Below are 16,493 nucleotides of genomic sequence, written 5' to 3' on the forward strand. Positions count from 1 at the left end.
CAAGGCATAGGTCCGAGCGGAGTAGAAACCTGAAATTTCGGCAATATTGTAGTGCGCAACAACTGCTGGCACCGCGGCTCGAACTGAAGCGGCGGCAAATTTTATGAAGGACGTTCTCATGAAAATCCGCTCTGTGATCGGTACCGCAAGCCTTGGCCTTGTCCTCGCCGTTGCCCCCATGGCAGGAGATACCGTCGGCCTCATGCATGCTGCTTTTGCCAAGGACGGAAACGGCGGTGGTAGTGGCGGCGGCAACGGTGGTGGCAATGGCGGCGGAAACGGCGGTGGCAACGGGGGAGGCCATGGTGGAGGCAAATCCGGCGCCGGCGAAAGCCGGGCTTCCTCGAACTCATCCGCGCACAAGGGCTCTTCGACATCATTGAAATCGCATGATTCAAACAAGCCCTCAAAAAACCACGGCGAGAAATCGAAAACGCACAGCGCAAAGCCCGGCACTGGCAGCCTTAATTCGATGAAGAGAAATTACCATGCCTATCTGAATTCCAAGGACCCCAAGATGGCAGCGCTTGCCGCCTACGTGAAGGCATATGCGGAATTCGAAATTCAGTACGGGGTGACGGCCGTGCCCACGGATCCCGCGCTTAGCGAGACTGCGCTGGTTTCGGCGCTGGAACAGTTGGCAAACAGGCCGGTGACCGACGAGGAGCTTGCCGAGGCGAAGAGCATTCTGGGCGCCGGAACAGACACAGGGAAAATTGCAGAAGTTCGCGATGCTCTCGAACAAGAAGCCGGAAACTGAGAGACAGCCGGAAAGGGAACGGCGACGCCAGGACGAGGCCCGGTCAGCGATCAGGGCAACAGGTTCAGTCGATAAAATCACCGGCGGCGAGTTTTCTGCCAGGCCCCTGGGGAATTCGGCGTCGACCAATGCTATTGAATTGCCGGAGCAATAACCGGCATTATCGCCGGATCAAGCCGCCCGCCGCGGGCTTGATCCGGCGATATCATGTGAGCGAGACGCGTGTCGTGTGCGTGATTGGGAGGCGGATACCTCCCAATCAATTGCCTGGAGAACCGATTATGTCGAGCCCGAATGGACCGGCTGTATCCCGGAAAGTGGCTGCGGCTACTAACCTCCGTCCGTCGTTATGCCGCGCACTTGCCGACACTCAAACCAATGTCGATCGCGCCGTGTACCCGAAAGCGGCAAACACCCGGCGTCGGGCGAGTAACGACCGCCACGGCAGTCCTGCATTTATCAACGCCTTCAAACTCCGTTTCCCGGGAATAGAAAGTTGGAGAAACGGCCCGCAGCTTTCCAAGGCGCCATTAGGCGGCTGCGGCGCCTTGACTGCGAGCTTCCCGACTCATCGCGACGAAAATAATCGAAGCCTGGATCTGGTGTTTCGCCAGTTTCTTCAGACCGGCTCACGTTTCAAAAGACGGCCTGGAGCGTGCCAGACCTTCAGGCGACTGCATCGCCTGTCCGGATTTCAGCGGACTGTTCATACGCCAGCGCAAATTCCAGCGTTTCCCGGTCACGGCGTGGTGGTCCCACCAACTGTATACCAGTAGGCAGGCCATTCACCCCGAAACCCGCAGGAACGGCTGCCACGGGAAGTCCAGCCAGCGTGGGACCGATCACCACCTCCATCCAGCGATGATAGGTGTCCATGGATTTGCCGTCGATTTCGGTCGGCCAAGAGAGGTCGATATCGAAAGGGAATACCTGTGCGCTCGGCATCAAAATGAAATCATACTGTTCAAACAGTTTGCAGAGATACTGGTACCAGGCCGTCCGGACGACGGACGCATTGAAGATGTCGGTGGCACTGCAGGAAAGCGCGATGTCGAATTCAAACATCTGTTGCCGATTAAGAAGCAACCTTGTTTCTGCCTGGTCATAGAAGGTGCGCAGACCGTGGGTCACGTTGAAGCTGCGCAATATCATCCACGCTTCCCACAGCTTCGGCAGTTCAAAATCCGGCACAAGTTCATCGATAACGCAACCCATGTTCGCCAGAACGGCGAGAGCCTTGCGATCAACATCCAGAACGCCGGCTTCAAAGGGAAGATATCCGCCGAAATCACCGAACCAGGCGACTTTCATTCCCTGGGTTATTGCAGGACTGCGGATTGCCAGGCTTTCGTCCGCCAGGGAAAGAGGGTCGCGCCGGTCATAACCCGCCTGCGTTGCGAGAAGCAGGGCGGCATCCTCCACCGTCTTGCCCATTGCGCCAGAAGTGGCAAGCTGGCCGAGAAAGAGCTCGTTCCCTTTTGCGCCTGGCACTCTACCGAAGCTCGGCCGGAAGCCGATTACGTTGTTGAAGGCAGCAGGATTGCGCAGCGAGCCCATCATGTCAGAGCCATCTGCGACCGGCAGCATTCGGCAGGCGAGCGCCGCCGCCGCGCCACCCGAAGAACCGCCGGCGCTTCTGGTCGCGTCATAAGGATTTCGGGTTGGGCCGTGAACGGGGTTGGTCGTATGGGACCCGAGGCCAAATTCGGGAGTGTTGGTCTTGCCGATGAAAATCGCGCCTGCGGCGCGGACGCGTTCCACATGGAGACTGTCTGCGCTGGAAACGAAATTATCAAAGAGCGGGGACCCCCAAGAACATGGCAGGCCCTGAACTTCGGAGAGATCTTTTATCGCTTGGGGGAACCCGTGCATCCAGCCCCGCGAGCGCCCCTCCCCAAGTTCCCGGTCACAGGCGCGCGCTTCGTCCAGCAACTCTGTGCTTGATCGACGAAAGACGATCGCGTTCACGGCCGGATTGAGAGTATCGATGCGATCGAGGTAGGCTTCCATTACGGAAAGGCAGGAAACCTGCCGCGAGTGGATTGCCCTGGAAAGCGCAGCTGCGGAAAGCCGGGTGATGTCGCCTGTCATCAATCTGTCCTCAATCCAGTGTCGCCAGAAGGCCGGCCATCAGCCTGCCGCGATCGACCAGGCTATCAATTTCGATGTGCTCTTCGAGAGTGTGATAACCTGCGCCCAATAGCTGACATAGGGGTCCAGCAGTGCACATGCGTAATTATACTTTGTTATGGCGTTTGAGGTAGCTGACGGTAGCGTCAATTAGTCTGCTCAAGGTTTCCACACCAGAGGAGGTGTTAAACGCATGATCCATGGCAGCCTCCCAAACAATGTGCTCGCCTCGATGAGCTGCGGCGAACTTTTTCGCCGTACCATGTGGTATGACGTCGTCAACCGTACCCTCTGCAATAAAAGCGGGTCCGGCATATTGAGACAGCTCTGTAAGAGGATCGAAACCCGAGACTTCTACGAAGAATGGCTGCCCCAAAGTCACGGACGCTCCCCAAGGCAAGGTCAGCGTCGTTGGTTCCGGGCTGTTCAGGCCATAGAGATAGGCATTTTTGCCGACCAAACCGGGGAAAGACACCTTAGGTTCTCCCACGGCGGCCCAAAGTGCCACCCCTGATGGCCGGTTAGTTCGACCAGCAGCGGCTGCTGCAACCAGTCCGCCCTGGCTCCAGCCGAGTAGGATGACCTCGCCATTTCCAAGATCGGGCTGGGTGGCGATAAAATCCATCGCTGCCAAACAATCATCAATCTGCGTGGAATAGCTAGATCCTTCGATGGAACCATCACTGTCTCCCCAGCCATGAAAGTCTATTCGAAGCGAAGAGTGGCCGAGATCAGCCAACCTGGCAGCGACGTATTCAAATATCCCCATTCCTAGAGAGGGGATCGCGAGTTCATTTCGAGTACCGCCGAAACCGTGAAGGAGCAAAAACGTTGAGTTTTTGTGGCCTTTCGCATCACGAACTGTTCCAACGATGGTATGCGCACCAGATTTGAATGAAACTATTTTCTCTACTGCCACTGGATTCATCCTCCGTAATTTGAGTGAGGAACAGGCTAGAGAACCCCGCAGCAACTAGGCGGGGTGTTGGTGAGCGAACTAACTACTGCTCATCACAACTACACCACCCGAAGGCAGTGCGAACAATGCACTGAACAAATGCTTTCTCATCCATACAAGCAACTTCTATTTTGAAGGCTCAAGAGTCAATAAGCCTCAGTCTGAGACGTCTTCCTTAATTGTCCGCGAGACGAAAGTCGTCGTTCGGCTGCCACCCCATCGCGGAGACTTGCAAAGCGGTCTTGACAATCAGCTTCGGGCCGAGAGGCGTCTGCCGCTCAGCGCGGATACCGTTGAAAAAGGCGCGTGCTAATCTTGCTCGGAGGCTTCCGTTGTCGGGGCGTGTCGAGATGTCTTTCCCGTCACGCCGGTTTTGGCATTGGTAGCGGGATCAGCTTTGCGAGTTTCCGGAGGTTTTGGGCTGCTGCTGCGAGGTGGAACTCATCACGCGCTCCGTTCGGCCCTCGTAATCGCAAACGATCCAGTCTGAGGATGCGTTTGAGGTGGGCAAAAAGCATCTCGACCTTTTTCCTTTGATGCCTCGACGCAACATAGGCTTCGGTCTTGGCGATATCACGCGCCATATCGCGAGCGCCTTCATGGATGGAGCGTGGTATCTTGCGCGCCGGAGCGTTCGGGCAGCATCTTGGTTTCAGGGCGCAGGCATCGCAGTCGAGTTTGCTGGCCCGATAGCGTACCATGCCATCTTCATCCACGAGAGGACGCTCATTCTTGTAGGTGATTTGCCGCGAGCGTAACTCCTTGCCGCCAAGGCAGGTATAGAGATCGTGCTTGTGGTCGTAGGTAAAGTCGGCACGCTCGAATGTGCCGTCACGCCGTTCCGATTTGTCGAAGACTGGGATATGCGGCTCTATCCCGCGCTCGTGCACCAGCCAGCCCAGCATCTCTGCCGAACCATAGGCGCTGTCGGCGGCCAATCGCTCCGGATAGAGGCCGAAGCTTTCCTGAGTGCGCTCAATCATGGTGCGCGCCGCGCCGACTTCGGCCTGCCGGATCGCACGGCTCGCCTCGACATCAACGATGACGGCATTATCCAGATCAATCAGATAGTTGGTAGCGTACGCGAAGAAGGCATGGCCTTTCATTGCTCCGGTCCACTGCGCCGCCGGGTCCGATCTCGATACGAACTTCGGCTTTGCTTCGCTGGCCGCACCCCATGCCGCGTCATCGAGAGTGTCGAGATATTCCTGAACCGAGCGACGGGTCTCGGCCATAGCTTCCCAGTCGACAGCCTCTGACCCCTCTGCGGAGCGCTGCTTGTTGGCATCCGCCTTGATCAGGCTCGCATCGACGGCGAAGCCTTCGCCACCGACAAGTCCCTCTTCGATGCAACGCCTGACCGTCGTCTCGAACAGCTCCCGCAGCAGATCGCTATCACGGAAACGGCCATGTCGGTTCTTTGAGAAAGTCGAATGGTCCGGAACATCACCTTCAAGGCCAAGCCTGCAAAACCAGCGATAGGCGAGGTTCAGATGAACCTCTTCACATAGCCGACGCTCCGAACGGATGCCGAAGCAATAACCGACGATGAGCATCCGGATCATCAGTTCCGGATCAATCGAGGGCCGCCCGATCTCACTGTAGAAAGGCCGCAAATGAGACCGAAGGCCAGACAGGTCGACAAAGCGGTCGATAGAGCGCAGAAGATGGCTTGCAGGGACATGACGCTCGATGCTGAACCCGTAAAACAGCGCTTCCTGCGCCACCGTCCGCTCGCCATCATCGGCACATCCTCCTAAATCCCTGGAAGGAGTGAATCAGAACTTTGCACTGACAGCAACGCCGACTTTTTCAACGCTATCCGCCAGAAGCGGACTTTGCGAGCACCACGAAACGATCTATTAAAGTTGGATAATGCGCTTATCTGATATCATCATCGCGACCCTCGCCATCGCACTTTCTGCAACATGGGCAGACGACGCTCAATCGTCTCGCCAAAGCTTCGTCGTACCGACAGGTAGCGGTGGAGTTCTGGTCGAAAGCTTCGGAGATTGCGCAAGGGCGGTTTGCCCCGCTGCTGTGATCTTGAGCGGCAGCAAGGGCTTCGGCGCACCCGTTTACAACGACATCGGGCAGACGTTCCAGGCGGCGGGTTTAAGCGCCTATCTCGTTCATGTCCTTTCGCAGGCGGACCTTGACGCTATCGCTGCCGCGGACAGCGCGAAAGCACGCCTCGCGTATTACGCAAAGCGGTTGCCGGACTGGACTTCCAGCGTTCATCGGGTGATTTCCCATCTTGACGGACAACCGCGCCACGGCGGCAGGGTTGGCGTCCTCGGAATCTCCCTTGGCGCGCAGATCGCTTCAGCGGCGTCCGTTGGGCGAACCGATGTCGACGCTCTGGTGCTGGTCGATGGTGGGTTCCCAAATGGCTATTCCCACACTGCACACTCATTTCCGCCCTTGCATTTGATTTGGGGCAGTGCCGACCGGACCTTTCCTTTGTCTATTGGGCGGGAGTTGCAACGGAAGGCGCAACGCCTTGGCAGGCCTGCTAGCCTTGATGTTTATGAGGGAGGCGCACACGACTTCTTCCTGAGATCAAGAACCTGGAACGCTGATACAGCTCACCAGAGCGCCGCCAATTTTCTGTCGTCGACTTTGTTGCAACGATGACCTCTTAGGGCCGCAAGCGGACCGTAGCTGTGTCAGCCGCATCAGGCGTATGTTTCGCTTGAAAGGAAGGCTTCGACCCGCTGGATAACTTGCCAAGGCAGAGCGGACCAGCTCACCCGTGCACGATCGTTCAAGACGCGGCGTCATCTTCTGTGTCACAACAATTTCGCGGCTGCCGTAATTTCGCTTCTTCTTCGCGGTCGAACAATGAGGAATCACTGATGAAATCAATCAATCTCGCTGAGAAACTCAACCAGTTTTCGAGCCACTGGGACCCTCACGTCATCGCGGACTACAACGAAAATGACGTGATGGTTGTCCGGTTTATTGGTGAATATCCTTTCCACAAGCATGACACGACTGATGACTTCTTCTACGTCCTCGAGGGTGAAATGGAAATGGATATTGAAGGAGAGCCGCCTCGCACCGTCAAAGCTGGCGAATTGTTTATCGTTCCTAAAGGTGTTGTGCATCGTCCTCGGGCCAGAAATGAAGTCAAAGTGCTCCTGATCGAACCGAAAGGCGAACCAAATTCGGGTGACTCAGATCGTGAACCAGGTCCCAAGCCGCGCATCTGACAGGTCTGCTTTGAGCCAAGAGCGGAAAACGTTTCCGCTCTACACTTCCATACCGGTCGTTCACGCCACCCGCAGTCGCTCCTGAAAGTTGCCGGTCTGGTGTTCGAGCGGTCACGCCCGGACCGCGAGGATTGGTGACTTCGGCATGATATAACGCCAATCCTTGCGCCTTGGGAAAACCCAATTGCCTCGCAAGCATCCGTGGGACGAGCGTTTCGCACCAGTCGTTTTGGCATCGGTGCGCCTGTCCTCATCGACTTCCGCATTTCGCAGCGGTGTAATGACGACAGGTGGTTCACTTCACGTTTTGAATTGAGCGGTCACCGAAAATGAGTTCCCATCCGGTGACTATGCGGTCATGTCTTCGTTCAGATCGTATGAGCCATTGCTCGACGATACGCGAAGCAAAGAGTTGACAGTATGGAAAATCCGGTTGCACTGAATCGCCTTTCCGAAAACACGGTCTTCCGTGAGGGCGATGTTTTTGTACTCTTCGGCGAACTGTTCGGTCGCGGATATGCCACCGGCTTGCTAGACGAAGCCAGACGGGCTGGAATGGAGATTGTGGGGATCACCGTCGGGCGGCGCGACGAGAATAACGCGCTGCGGCCACTCGACACCGAGGAACTGTCTTTGGCGGAGGCCCGGCTGGGCGGCAGGATCATCAACATCCCTCTTATGGCGGGATTCGATCTCGATGCGCCCGCAGGCGGCCCAACTCCCACCGATCTCCTGGCAACAATGACGCTTGAGAGCTGGCAACATGACAAGCTCGACTGGGATTATGTCGGGCAATGCCGCGACATCGCCACTGAACGTTTCAAGGCGTCGCTTTCGAAGGTCATGACCGTTCTTGACGGAATGATCGCAGATGGCCGCAATGTTTTCTTCGCGCACACAATGGCTGGCGGCATTCCGAAGGCGAAGGCATTCCTGGTCGTCGCCAATCGCATCTACAAGGGAACCGGCACTCGCCACATGTCGTCGCAGACCCTGCTCGACAGCGACATGGGAAAACTCATTCTGCAGAATTTTGAAGACGTCTCAGCAAACACCTTTCGCCATCTCATTGATTTCAGCACGGCGATCCGCGAGCGCGTCGAAGCCTCGGGCGGACAAGTGCGATATACGGCCTATGGTTATCACGGATCGGCGGTCCTGATCGACGGGAGCTATCGTTGGCAGACCTATACCAACTACACCCAGGGATATGCGAAGATGCGGCTTGAAGGTATCGCGGAGGATGCCTGGTCGAAAGGGATCACGGCAACCGTCTACAATTGCCCTGAAATCCGCACCAATTCGTCCGATGTGTTCACGGGTATCGAGCTGCCCCTGATCCCGTTGCTGCTTGCGTTAAAGAAGGAAAACGGGAGCGAATGGGCCGATAAACAGTGGGAGGCCTGCGAGACGCTGCTGGTGGATGGCTTAACCATGAAGGATGTTTTCAGGAAGATCACCGACATGCAGGCCAGCGAGGTCATGCGTCCGTTCTATGACTTTTCGGCATGGCCCATGGCAAACAGCCAGGCACAGGCCGATCTGACCATTGGCACGTCAAACGAGATCACCCGGATGCATCGGGATGGCAAGGTGATGATCAGTGACCTTCTCAGCAGTCTCGTTGTGACGGCGACAGGGGAGCTGATCTTTGGTGAATCGTCGGAACCCGCGGGTCCCGTACTGTGGCTCAACCACGATATTGTGGCCCGGCGACTGAACGCTTCACATCCGCCTTCAAGATCTTCTGCGCCGCTTGTCGCGCAGGGGAAGGAATCCTCACACCTTGAGACGGCGTGACGGCTTCCAAGCCTGGCTTCGAAGCCGGTTGTTTTGGCCACGGAGCGACAAAATCCTGTTACAGGAACTGACCTCCAGTGAGGTCATGTGAGCGAAAGCGGCCCATATCGGAGAGCGGATGTGGCTTGCGGCGAGGCCCCCCGTCGCCTGTGCGCCGACAGGAGACATGGTGGCTGCCGCTCATGGGTCAGCTTCCGCAAACAGCCTCTCAGTCAGGAAATCGATGAAGACGCGTAGCCTCGGCGCAACGAACCGCGCCGATGGCCAAAGTATCGAGAAATGGCCAGGTGCCGCCAGGCTCTCGCTCAGCACCGTTTCCAGCAGACCATCGCGAATGGCGTCGGCAGCCAGGAATTCGGGCATATATGCGAGCCCCATGCCATCAATCGCGGCGGCTCTGATCGCCTCCATGTTTCCACATGTGAGCGCAACCGACATGTTTTGCAGGCGATCGCTTCCGTCTTTGAGACGCCATTCCTGGAACTTGCCCGATGTCGGAAACCGAAAACGTAACGCCTCGTGCTTTCGCAGATCGTCGGAATGTGAAGGTTTTCCCATTCGCCTGAAGTAATCCGGCGATCCGCAGACCAAGAAGCGAAATGGCCCCAGTCGTCTGGCCATCAGGCTGGAGTCGCGCAGGTCACCGCTGCGAATGGCCACATCAAATCCACCTTCGATCAGATTGACCTGCCTGTCATTGAAATCGAGCTCAAGATCGATACGTGGATAGCGTTTGCGAAATTCGGGGAGAATAGGAAGGAGAAAGCGGTAGCCGATTGTTGGCAGTGTCACATACAAACTGCCACTTGGCGAATCGCGATCAGCCTTGACCGCCTCATGCGTGTCGCGCAGGTCAGCCAGTATGGCTCGATAACGCTCGAACAACATCGCGCCTTCTTCCGTCAGCGAGACTTGCCGTGTTGTTCTCTGAAAAAGCCGTACATTCAGGGAGGCTTCCAGTCGACCAACGCTTTTTCCAACCGCAGACGGGGATAGCCCGAGACTCTGGCCAGCCTTGGCAAAGTTCAGGCGTTCCGCCACCCGGACGAAAGCCTCGATTTCGCTCAATTTATCCATTCACGCAGATTAGAGAATTTTGGTCCGCAATGAAACGACAAAAAGAGGAATTATCGACCCATACGCTTTTGCTGCAGGCTTGGCCAACACGGTGCCCGATCACCGCGGCATTTTTTGCACTGGAGCTTCCATGACCGATATATCCCGAAAAACACCGACCTCCCGCCACTCGGTACTGGCGGCAGTTTGTCTGGCAGCGTTGACGTTGCCTCTCAGCTTCTCCGCTGGCGCAGTCGCAACACCCGCAATCGCGCAAGACCTCGGCGGCTCGCCTGAGGCTTTGACCTGGATAACGAACGCTTTCATGCTGACGTTCGGCAGTCTGCTCATGGCTGCAGGCGCTCTGGCCGACAAATTTGGAAGACGTCGTGTCTTTCTGACCGGCTTGTTGGTCTTCGTCGGATTTTCATGCGCCCTTGGGTTGGCGAATGCGGTCTGGCTCATAGACACTCTCCGCGCGTGTCAGGGTGTGGGAGCAGCCGCAGCCCTGGCAGGCGGGACTGCCGCCCTTGCCCAGGAGTTCGACGGCCACGCCAGAACAAGAGCCTTTGGTCTGCTTGGAACAACGTTCGGCGTAGGTCTTGCATTGGGTCCACTCGTCACAGGAGTCCTGATCGAGACCGTGGGATGGCGCTCGATATTCCTCGCCGGAGGACTGATCGGCCTCCTGGCGCTTGTCCTCGGACCGCCGCGTATGCGCGAAACGGTCGACCCCGAAGCGGCACGCCTCGACTGGATGGGCACGGCTTGCTTCACCCTGATGCTGACGCTGTTCACCGTCGCGATGATAGAATTGCCTTCCCTCGACGCGGCCGAACTTGCGATCTTGAGCTTGGGATTCGTCATCTCGCTGGCAGCGTTTATCCTCGTTGAAATCCGGGCCCCTCGGCCGATGCTGGACTTGTCCCTCTTCCGGTATCCACGTTTCATCGGTGTGCAACTGTTCCCTGTGGCCACCTGCGCTTGCTTCGTCGTTCTGCTTGTCATTATCCCGCTGCGCCTCATTGGCATTGAAAAGTACGACGTGATCACGGCGGGCGTCCTGATGCTTGGCTTGTCAGCCCCGATGTTGATTATGCCTTTCATAGCAACAATATTGGCCCGCCAGATATCGCCAGGCATCCTTTCTGCCACCGGTCTCCTGATCGCCGCCGCCGGCCTTGTCTGGCTCGCCGACATCGCCGGAAACGCCGGAAGTCTGCTTGTTCTGCCAATGATTATGATCGGCATCGGTGCTGGACTGCCATGGGGACTGATGGATGGCTTGTCAGTCAGTGTCGTGCCCGTGGAGCGCGCAGGAATGGCAACCGGCATATTCAGCACCGTGCGGGTTGCCGGAGAGGGTATCGCTCTCGCGATTGTTAGCGCGACGTTGTCCGGGCTCGTCGCGACAGAGCTTGGTCGAGCGACGGGGCTGTCGTCCGAGGTTTTGAAAGATATAGGACAGCGGCTAGCCGTCGGCGACCTTGTTTCGGCGGGTGCTTTATCTCCGGAAATACGAACGAGCAATCTGCAGGATGCTTATCAGGCTGCGTTCACGACGCTGTGCTGGTGGCTTGCCGCCATAACATCGATTTGTGCCATCGCGATCGCTGTTCTATTGCCCAGACGTCCCGGTATCACGGGTAATGTGGCCCAACAGGAGGCAGCAAGGTTTGAAGGCGGTTCGTCGAAGTAGGCTATCTTGTCCCGAACGGACTACAGCGGAAAGGATGTCCGCTTCGCGCCTTTATTTCTGTCATCCATCTTGCTGCCACCCCTAATCAGAAGCGGACATCCGTTAGAGCAAGCTGATCAGTTCCGGTGGAGGCGAAAAATGGATCGTAACTGTTTCTGCCTCAGATCGTGCTAGCCTTCGGGTTGTCGCTCGCAAGCAGGCGTGCCATCGCGTCGGTGATGGTGAGGTCGTCATAGGGCTTCGAAAAGTAGCGGCTTCCAACCGGCAACATGCTTTCTTCGACAATGGCCGCACCGGATGCGACGATCAGCTTCAGTGGTGGCCATCGGTCGCGGATGTAGTGGGACAGCTTGATACCGTCCATCGTTCCTGGCATCTGGACATCGGTAAACACGAGATCGATGTCATCTCGTGCTTCAAGGATGCGGATCGCCTCGTCGGCGTCGCCAGCTTCCAGCGCTTGATAACCCGCCGACAGGACGAGATCGACTGCGCTCATACGTATTAGTGGACTGTCTTCCACGATCAGGACGACCGGTTTGCCATTCTTCATTATTCACTCCCTGTATGAGTATGGCTGCAAAAACGCGCCGCAGGGCTTCGGGGGCCGGTTCGTTTCTTAAGCCGCCGGCGAAACTTCGGTCAGCAGACCGGGCGTTTGCCTGCGGGTGACCGTCACCACCGTGCCCGGGTCAGCGTCAGTCAGCGTGATCTCGCCTTCGAGGTTCTTCACGAGTGCTTCCACGATGCCGGTGCCCAAGCCTGCCTTAGGCGCGTCGCTGCCGACTGGCATTCCAATTCCATTATCCGTAATTGAAAGCGTCCAGTCTTGACCCGAGGATTGATAGTCGATCTCGATCAACCCGGTTCGCTCATCGGTAAAGGCGTGCTTGAGGGCATTGATCACGAGTTCTGTGACGATGAGACCCAAGCTGATGGACACATCTGCAGGGACCGAGCTGTCATCCACCGTCACCCGGATCGATAACCTCTCGGGGTCCGCGATCATCGATGCACCGAGACTTTGGCAGAGCTGCGTAAGATAGGTACGCAGCTCGACGTTTCCGCCGGCAGATGTTGAAAGTTGTCGTTGCAGCGCTGCGATCGACATGATGCGGTGGCGGGCGTCTGCCCACGTGCCTCTTCCGATTGAACGCGGCGGGCGCTTTGCATCAGCACGCTGGCAATGATCTGCAGGCTGTTGGCAACCCGGTGTTGGACCTCCTGCAGAAGGATGGCCTTGTCGCGAACCAGGTCGTCTTTCAGACGAGCCTCCGCGCGCATGTCGGTGACGTCGGTTATGGCGACAAGCAGGCGAATATGCTCGAGGTCGCCGTCGTCGAGCGTTCGCGCGTTGATAATCAACTGTCGCGTTTTCTGGTCCGGTCGCTTCAGGTCGATCTCATAGGCATCGATGTTGGCACTGCCGGTGACGGTCGCCGTCAACAGGGACTCGAGCTTGGCCATTGCCCATTCGCCGTGCCCGAGTTCTGCGAGACGCTTGCCTCTTACGGAGGCCGGGGGGATCTCGAATGCCCGGCAGAAGGATGCACTCGCTGCGATGATCTTCAGATCATCGGACAGGAATAGCAACGGTTCGTTGGATGACATCACCATGGCAAGTGTGCTTGGCGCTTCGAAATGCACGATCGGTGTCTGTGACATAATGAGGCCCTCATGGGCCGAAGACTCACGGCGCAAGTCATGACTCGGCAGGAGTGTGGGACAAGGCGCTGAAAGCCATGTCCGACATGAGCACTGTAACAGATATCATTCGTGGAGCTGCATTAATTCTGCCGGGCGGGTCTGAGCGCGTTTAACTGAATTTGCAATGGCTCATTGGGGCGTTTACTGGTAAGCGGTTAGCCGATGGCGTCAGGCTTGAAGTTCCATGGCATAAGTGCCTCGAGTTCGGATACTGGCCAGCCTTTCGCGATGCGGGTCAAGGTCTGGGAAAGCCATTCGAGCGGATCGACTTTGTTCATATGTGAACCTTCCCCCCAACGCGGAGAGCGACGGGGGCAACGGAGTGATCCACATGGGACTTTTAAATATCATCCGTCGGATGGCGCTGCGCGAGAAGCAGTCGATCCGCGAGATCAGCCGGCACTTTGTTTTCCTTCGAATTGTTTGTTCACACCGGGAGAGGCCGGCTCGTTGAAACAACTGGAGGCTTCAAAGCTGTTCCATGTGATTGGAGTCTTTTTGTTGTACGCGGACGCTCTCACAATGCGCGGCGAAGCAGTACCGTCACCTATCGGAACAACCGCCGCAGGCCATATTCTTTGAACCTGTCATAAGGTGCAAAGCTGTCCTCCGCCTTCATGCGGACCAGGGCACCTTCGTAGGCTTCGATCAGGAAGGCAGCGGCCGCATCAGCCGTGACACCAGGAGCCAGCGCATCGGCATCCTCGGCCTCGCGAAGAACTCCGCGCAGGTTGGACTCCCAAAGTGCAAAGCATTTTTGCAGTGCCATGCGAAGCGCCGGGCTGCGAGTGGCAAGGGTCTGCGCCACAACGCCATAGAGGCAGCCACCGAGCGGCTGCTCGCGACGCAACTCCTGCTCCAGCGTGGCGAAGTAAGTTTCCAACCGCTGTCGAGGGCGTTGCGTCTGATCAGTCAGAAGGATAACCAGAGTCTGGCGATAGTGTTCGGAATAGGCGTCCAGCACGGCACAGGCGAATGCCTCCTTGCTGGGGAAGAAATGATAAAAGGACCCCTTCGGCACGCCGGCCTCGGCCAGGATCGGACCGATACCTACACCATCGTAGCCGTTCGCCAGCAGGGCTTTTAGCCCCACCTTGATCAGCTCTTTACGCGTTTCGTTTTCTACCATACAGTTCAGAGTAGACCGGTCGTCTAGCGCGGTCAAGACCGGACTGGATGACAGGAGAGCAACATGGACGCCAGTGTAAGTGAGGACCGAATGGATGCGGGCGAAGGCCCTCTACGGCACAAGGAACGATGGCTGTACGGGGCGCTGCTCATCACCGCCTCGACTCTGATGTGGAGCAGCGCCGGCTTCTTTGTCCGGGCGCTTGACCTCGACGTCTGGACCATGGTGGCCTGGCGCTCGCTGTTCGCCTGCCTCTCCCTGGTGCCACTGGCTTTCATGCTGCGCGGGAGAGCGCTTCTCCAACTGCGCCGGAGCGTCGGAACCGGCGGGGCGGTAGCGATACCCGTCATGGCCGTGGCCATGTTCAGCTACGTCGCAGCACTGAAGCTGACCAGCGTCGCCAACGTCATGGTCGTCTATGCCACCGTACCCTTCCTTGCAGCCGGTCTGGCCTTCCTGCTGCTAAGCGAACGGTCCGGCCTGCGCGCGCTCTGCGCCGCCGGCGTGGCCTTTCTCGGGGTGATCATCATGGCTGGCTCGGCCACCGCCGCGACGGATATTGCCGGCAACGGCTTTGCGCTGTTGATGACGATGGGGTTTGCCGCCTCCGTCGTTATCGCCCGGCGCTGGACCAGCTACGACGCGACATTGGTGACGGGGCTGGCCAGCGGGCTCTGTGCGCTGGCCTGCTTCGCGGTAGCATTCGCCTTATTGCCGACGTTGCCCGTTCCGAGCCTGCCACAATTCGGCATTCTCTTCCTGTTCAGTCTGGCTACGCAGAGCCTCAGCTATCTGTTCTTCCTGTTGGGCAGCCGCCATGTGCCGTCAGCGGAAGCGGGGCTGATAGCTTTGCTCGACGTCGTTCTAGGGCCGCTTTGGGTGTGGCTGGTCTTCGCCGAAGCACCTGGCACGCCGGCCCTGATTGGTGGCGCGCTCGTGCTGCTGGCCGTGGTGGGCTACCTCACGCTGCCGCGCCTACTGCGAGCCTAGTGGAGACGCGTATGAGGTCGGTCCCTTCCCTGTGACCGAGGCGCTCATAAGGTGTCTGCTGCCATCCGTTCTCCGACGACAATGCCGGTGAAGCACCCACGTGGCCTCTCCTCGGGGCTGGTCTGACGCCGGGCCGGCCTTGGTCTGCAACGGCTTCGCCGACCTTCTCCCCTGGCTCGCAAGGGGCGGCTTCAGACAAACAGTCAGGAGATACCAGAATGGCTCAGATCGGCACCTTCACCCGCGACTAAAACGGCAACTTCGCCGGGACCATCCGAACCCTCGCACTCAGCGTCAAGGCCACCATCAAGCCCTGCGACCGCGACAACGACAAGGCACCCGACTACCGCGTCAGCATGAAGCGGCCGGGTTCCTCGCAAAACCCGGCCTGTGGTTCCGCCGCATCTCCGGCGTTGCCATTCGTGTCATCTAACAAACAATTTCAAGCGTCAACCCACTCAGGGCGCAAACACGGGGGCAACACGCTTTGCGCTGTCGAAGTCGGCACAATCGGCGATGGCTTCACACCCGCCTTCTCTCAAGTGTCCATAAATTGTGAAGAACGAAGCGTCGTTGCGAGAATATCCATCCTCAGCAATCGACGCTGCGATTGCTCCGAGCGCATTGCGGATGGTTGACAGGCGGGGGCCATTGAAACTTCCATGCGGCTTGGTCAAAGAATATCCGCTATCTCCGTCTATGCGACATTGACAAGCGCGCGCCATCCGACCCCGGCAACGATCGTGCGGCCAGCACGCAAGTGATGTCTCCACTGTGATCCCGCGTGGCCAGCACGTTCGAAGCAGACGCCTTGTGTCGATCTCGAAGCGGCGGGTCGTCCTCACCCGGATGCACGATTGCAACGGGTAGCCCGGAAATTTTGCACTGCATTTGTTCGGTCTCTCACGGCTCGCGGCACTACGCTCTTTCATGGGACTGATAACAAAGTGAAATTCCAGTTTCACGGAAACTGGCATGAAATCTGCTTCTTCTTTTTTGCCGGGCAGAGACCTGGCGGCAAACAAGAAGAGGGAACAGCATGATGCAGA

The 16,493-nt window shown here is 57.6% G+C and carries 13 protein-coding genes and 2 pseudogenes; 7 read left to right on the forward strand and 8 right to left on the reverse strand.

The annotated features are described in order from the left end of the window. Positions 1-103: 103 nt before the first annotated feature. Positions 104-760, forward strand: a complete 657-nt coding sequence (locus MRBLRC7O_RS24955; protein ID WP_020808202.1) for a hypothetical protein — start codon at positions 104-106, stop codon at positions 758-760. A gap of 666 nt (positions 761-1,426) precedes the next feature. Here the strand turns inward: MRBLRC7O_RS24955 and MRBLRC7O_RS24960 are convergent. From MRBLRC7O_RS24960 to MRBLRC7O_RS24970, 3 genes are all read right to left on the reverse strand, one after another. After that, positions 1,427-2,851, reverse strand: coding sequence for an amidase (locus MRBLRC7O_RS24960; RefSeq protein ID WP_112540268.1), 1,425 nt, complete (start codon positions 2,849-2,851; stop codon positions 1,427-1,429). A 145-nt stretch (positions 2,852-2,996) separates the two neighbouring features. Beyond that, the gene (locus MRBLRC7O_RS24965) at positions 2,997-3,818 is read right to left on the reverse strand and encodes an alpha/beta hydrolase family protein (RefSeq protein WP_174035391.1); all 822 of its coding nucleotides are present in this window, start codon (positions 3,816-3,818) and stop codon (positions 2,997-2,999) included. Positions 3,819-4,210: 392 nt separating this feature from the next. Continuing rightward, a complete protein-coding gene (locus MRBLRC7O_RS24970; protein ID WP_112540272.1) occupies positions 4,211-5,575 on the reverse strand; it encodes an IS1182 family transposase in 1,365 nt (454 codons plus the stop codon). Between the two features lie 148 nt (positions 5,576-5,723). On the opposite strand from MRBLRC7O_RS24970, the gene MRBLRC7O_RS24975 reads away from it, so the two are divergent. From MRBLRC7O_RS24975 to MRBLRC7O_RS24985, 3 genes are all read left to right on the forward strand, one after another. Beyond that, the gene (locus MRBLRC7O_RS24975; protein ID WP_020808201.1) at positions 5,724-6,485 is read left to right on the forward strand and encodes a dienelactone hydrolase family protein; all 762 of its coding nucleotides are present in this window, start codon (positions 5,724-5,726) and stop codon (positions 6,483-6,485) included. A gap of 221 nt (positions 6,486-6,706) precedes the next feature. Next, positions 6,707-7,063, forward strand: coding sequence for a cupin domain-containing protein (locus MRBLRC7O_RS24980; RefSeq protein ID WP_020808200.1), 357 nt, complete (start codon positions 6,707-6,709; stop codon positions 7,061-7,063). 420 nt (positions 7,064-7,483) lie between these two features. Beyond that, positions 7,484-8,863, forward strand: coding sequence for an enoyl ACP reductase FabMG family protein (locus MRBLRC7O_RS24985; RefSeq protein ID WP_020808199.1), 1,380 nt, complete (start codon positions 7,484-7,486; stop codon positions 8,861-8,863). Between the two features lie 180 nt (positions 8,864-9,043). Here MRBLRC7O_RS24985 and MRBLRC7O_RS24990 read toward each other — a convergent pair whose 3' ends face one another. Further along, a complete protein-coding gene (locus tag MRBLRC7O_RS24990; RefSeq protein ID WP_020808198.1) occupies positions 9,044-9,940 on the reverse strand; it encodes a LysR family transcriptional regulator in 897 nt (298 codons plus the stop codon). Between the two features lie 130 nt (positions 9,941-10,070). Between MRBLRC7O_RS24990 and MRBLRC7O_RS24995 the strand changes: the two genes are divergently transcribed. Further along, positions 10,071-11,618 carry an MFS transporter gene (locus tag MRBLRC7O_RS24995; protein ID WP_174035390.1) on the forward strand — a complete coding sequence of 516 codons (1,548 nt, stop codon included), beginning with the start codon at positions 10,071-10,073 and terminating at the stop codon, positions 11,616-11,618. A gap of 160 nt (positions 11,619-11,778) precedes the next feature. Here MRBLRC7O_RS24995 and MRBLRC7O_RS25000 read toward each other — a convergent pair whose 3' ends face one another. From MRBLRC7O_RS25000 to MRBLRC7O_RS25015, 4 genes and pseudogenes are all read right to left on the reverse strand, one after another. Then, a complete protein-coding gene (locus MRBLRC7O_RS25000) occupies positions 11,779-12,171 on the reverse strand; it encodes a response regulator (RefSeq protein ID WP_020808197.1) in 393 nt (130 codons plus the stop codon). A gap of 66 nt (positions 12,172-12,237) precedes the next feature. Beyond that, a pseudogene (locus tag MRBLRC7O_RS25005) lies at positions 12,238-13,283 on the reverse strand (sensor histidine kinase). Positions 13,284-13,480: 197 nt separating this feature from the next. Then, positions 13,481-13,603, reverse strand: a pseudogene (locus MRBLRC7O_RS25010) (transposase domain-containing protein); the annotation flags it as partial. 269 nt (positions 13,604-13,872) lie between these two features. Next, the gene (locus tag MRBLRC7O_RS25015) at positions 13,873-14,454 is read right to left on the reverse strand and encodes a TetR/AcrR family transcriptional regulator (protein WP_087747326.1); all 582 of its coding nucleotides are present in this window, start codon (positions 14,452-14,454) and stop codon (positions 13,873-13,875) included. 63 nt (positions 14,455-14,517) lie between these two features. Between MRBLRC7O_RS25015 and MRBLRC7O_RS25020 the strand changes: the two genes are divergently transcribed. Together MRBLRC7O_RS25020 and MRBLRC7O_RS25025 are read left to right on the forward strand one after the other, a co-directional pair. Next, positions 14,518-15,444: a DMT family transporter gene (locus MRBLRC7O_RS25020; protein WP_367727730.1), complete on the forward strand. Its 927-nt coding sequence runs from the start codon at positions 14,518-14,520 to the stop codon at positions 15,442-15,444. A 305-nt stretch (positions 15,445-15,749) separates the two neighbouring features. After that, on the forward strand, positions 15,750-16,082 hold the full coding sequence (locus tag MRBLRC7O_RS25025) for a hypothetical protein (RefSeq protein WP_236731855.1): 333 nt from the start codon (positions 15,750-15,752) through the stop codon (positions 16,080-16,082). The last annotated feature ends 411 nt before the right edge of the window (positions 16,083-16,493 follow it).

The organism is Agrobacterium radiobacter (assembly GCF_040801995.1).
Lineage (GTDB): Bacteria > Pseudomonadota > Alphaproteobacteria > Rhizobiales > Rhizobiaceae > Agrobacterium > Agrobacterium radiobacter.